The organism is Pseudomonas sp. 20P_3.2_Bac5 (assembly GCF_025466035.1).
Taxonomy (GTDB): domain Bacteria; phylum Pseudomonadota; class Gammaproteobacteria; order Pseudomonadales; family Pseudomonadaceae; genus Aquipseudomonas.
On record NZ_JANLOA010000023.1, the window covers coordinates 1 to 3,127 of the forward strand.

A 3,127-nucleotide genomic window follows, 5' to 3' on the forward strand; every position below is an offset into this window, starting at 1 on the left:
CGGCGGTGCCAACCCGGGCATCTTCCCGGCGGATGTGGTGCTCGGGCAGATCACCCTGTCGATGGACAACGTGGCCAAGACGGCCAACATCGTCGTCAACTCGCCAGCCCTGGCGATCCAGTACTGGGATGGCACCTCCTTGGCCGGCAACGGCGCCGTCGAGGGTGGCAGTGGCGTCTGGAACGCGACCAATACCAACTGGACAAAGTCCAGCGGGGCCATCAACGATGTCTGGAGAGGCGTTTCGGCGATCTTCCAGAATGGCTCGGGCACCGTGGTGATCCAGGACACCCAGACCATCAGCGCCCTGCAGTTCAAGAGCGATGGCTACGTGTTGTACGCCGACGTGGCGGATGGCCTGAACCTGGTCAACGGCACCGGTGGTTCGGCGCTGGTCACTGTCGACAGCGGCATTACCGGAACGCTGGATACCCCGCTCTCCGGCACCGGAAAACTGCAGAAGAGCGGGGCCGGGACACTGGTTCTCACCCGTAGCAACCGCTACAGCGGCGGCACCACCCTGAGCGCGGGCACGCTGCTTGTCCGTGATGACGCCGCCCTGGGCAGCGCTGCGTTGAGCCTCGCCTCCGGCACCACCCTGCAGACCGACAGGTTCGAGCAGAGGCTGGCCAATAACCTGGTCTTCAGCGGTGTGTCCAACATCAATGTCGATGCCGGGTCCCTGACGTTGAGCGGCGGTGTCAGTGGTGCCGGTGGCCTGATCAAGATCGGCACCGGCAGCCTGACGCTGAGCGGCAATAACACCCAGTTGGGCAATACCTGGCTCAACGCCGGTGGCCTGGTGCTGGGCAGCAACACCGCGCTGGGCGCGGGTGCGCTGATCACGGCCCACAACACCACGCTCGACAGCAGCCTGTCGGGTGCGCTGATTGGCAACGATGTGGCGATCAGTGGTGACCTGACGTTTCTCGGCACCCGCGACCTGTCGCTTGACGGCACCTTGTCCGGCCTCGGTAACCTGATCAAGAACGGCGCCAGCACGCTGAGCCTGATGAAGGCCAGCAGCCTGAATGGCAGCGTCACGTTGAACCAGGGCACTCTACGACTGGGCGACAATAATGCGCTGGGCGCAAGCCTCAACAATTTGAACGTGACCGGTGTTTCGACGCTTCAGGCGCTCTCTAGTTTGAGCATCGCGAACTTTATCGACCTAGACGCACAACTGACTATCTCCGGCCCCAATGATCTTGCTATTTCCGGTTGGATTGGCGGGAACGGGGGCTTGATCAAGGACGGCTCTGGAACGCTGACCCTGTCCGGTGTGAACTCCTATCAAGGCGGTACCGAACTCAAGTCTGGCACGTTGAAATTGAGCAGCACGTTGGGTGGCGGTGTTCTGGACGTTACCGGAGTTGCGTCGCTGGAAGCGACGCAAGCGCTGCTGCTGAGCAATCCAATGAACGTCGGCGGTTCGCTGACTCTACTTGGCAACTACGAAACATCATTTTTCCATGGACTCATCAGCGGCGCCGGCACCATAACCAAGACCGGTACGGCAGATCTGCGAATTGATGCAAACAGCCGCTTTAGCGGTACCTACAATATTGACGGCGGTCGAATCTATGCAGGCGTCAACAGCCTGGGTAATCCGACCCTGGTCAACATTGCTTCCGGGGCGATGCTCGAGCTTGGCTTCAGCGGCGAGATCGGAGAACTGAATGGTGCAGGTGGGGTCTTGCTTCATGGTGGCAACCTTACTGTCGCCAGCGGTAATTTCAGCGGGGAATTAAGTGGTAACGGCAGCTTGAGCAAAACAGGTAGCGGCATCCTGTTGCTCAGTGGTGCTAGCAGCCTGCGTGCTACCACCTTTGTCGACGCGGGTACGCTGCGAGTCGACGGCAGTCTGGGCGGCACGGTCATAGTCTCTAGCGATGCCGTACTGACCGGTAGAGGCTCGCTGGCCGGCAACGTGACCATCGCTAACGGCGGCCACTTGAGCCTGGCCGGCGGCTCGGTGCTGACCCTCGGTTCGCTGGTGCTGAACGACACGTCCAATCTCGATGTCGCCCTGGGCGCCGTCACACCGGGCGCGGCGGGCCTGGCCAATGTCACCGGCAACCTGACCCTCGACGGCAGGCTCAACATCGCCAATACCGGCGGCTTCGGCATCGGCGTGTACCGCCTGTTCGATTATGGCGGTGCGCTGACCAACAACGGCCTGGATTTCGGCACGCTGCCGAGTGGCGTTCCGCTCAACGAGCTGGCGTTGCAGACCAACGTCGCCAACCAGATCAACCTGGTCGTCGGCGGCGCCGCCGATATCCGCTTCTGGGACGGCAGCCAGTTGACCGGCAACAGCGTCGTCGACGGCGGCGACGGCACCTGGAACAGCACCAACAGCAACTGGACCACCACCAACGCGGGCTTCAACGAGGCCTGGAACAGCACCTTCGCGGTGTTCCAGGGCGCGGCGGGCACCGTCACCGTTGACGGCACCCAAAGCGTCACCGGGTTGCAGTTCATCAACAACTACACCCTTGCCGGCGGCAGTGCCGGCCAGTTGCAACTGGTCAGCGGCATCAGCGGCGACACCGCGGTTCGCGTCGACAGCGGCAAGACCGCCATCCTCGACGTCAACCTCACCGGCAACGGCATCCTGAACAAGCTGGACAGCGGCACTCTGGTGCTCAATGGCAGCAACAGCCATACCGATGGCACCCGCCTCTCGGGCGGCACCTTGGTACTGGGCAACAACGACGCGCTGGGTTCCGGCAGCCTGACCACTTCCGCCGGCACCACCCTGGACACCAACACGGCGCTCAGCCTGATCAATGATCTGCACCTCACTGGCGCACTGACGCTGGGCGGCAGCCATGACCTCGTACTGAACGGTCTGGTACTTGGCAATGGCACGCTGGTGAAGAATGGCAGCGGCACGCTGACCCTGAACCAGGCCAACGACTACGCCGGCACCGCGCTCAACGCCGGCACGCTGCTCCTGGGCAACAGCGCCGCCCTGGGCGCCGGCCAGCTTACTGTCGCTGGCCCGGCCAGCCTCGATACCAGCGCGGCAATGACGTTGGGCAACGCCATCGATTTCGGCGTCAATACCGGTTCCCGCCTGACCCTGGCCGGCAACCATGACCTGACCCTCAGTGGCGTGCTG

The 3,127-nt window shown here is 62.8% G+C and carries 1 protein-coding gene; it reads left to right on the top strand.

Annotated elements, in window-relative coordinates:
* The coding region (locus NTD88_RS04505; RefSeq protein ID WP_262154420.1) for an autotransporter-associated beta strand repeat-containing protein at positions 1-3,127 on the top strand (3,127 nt) is incomplete at both ends.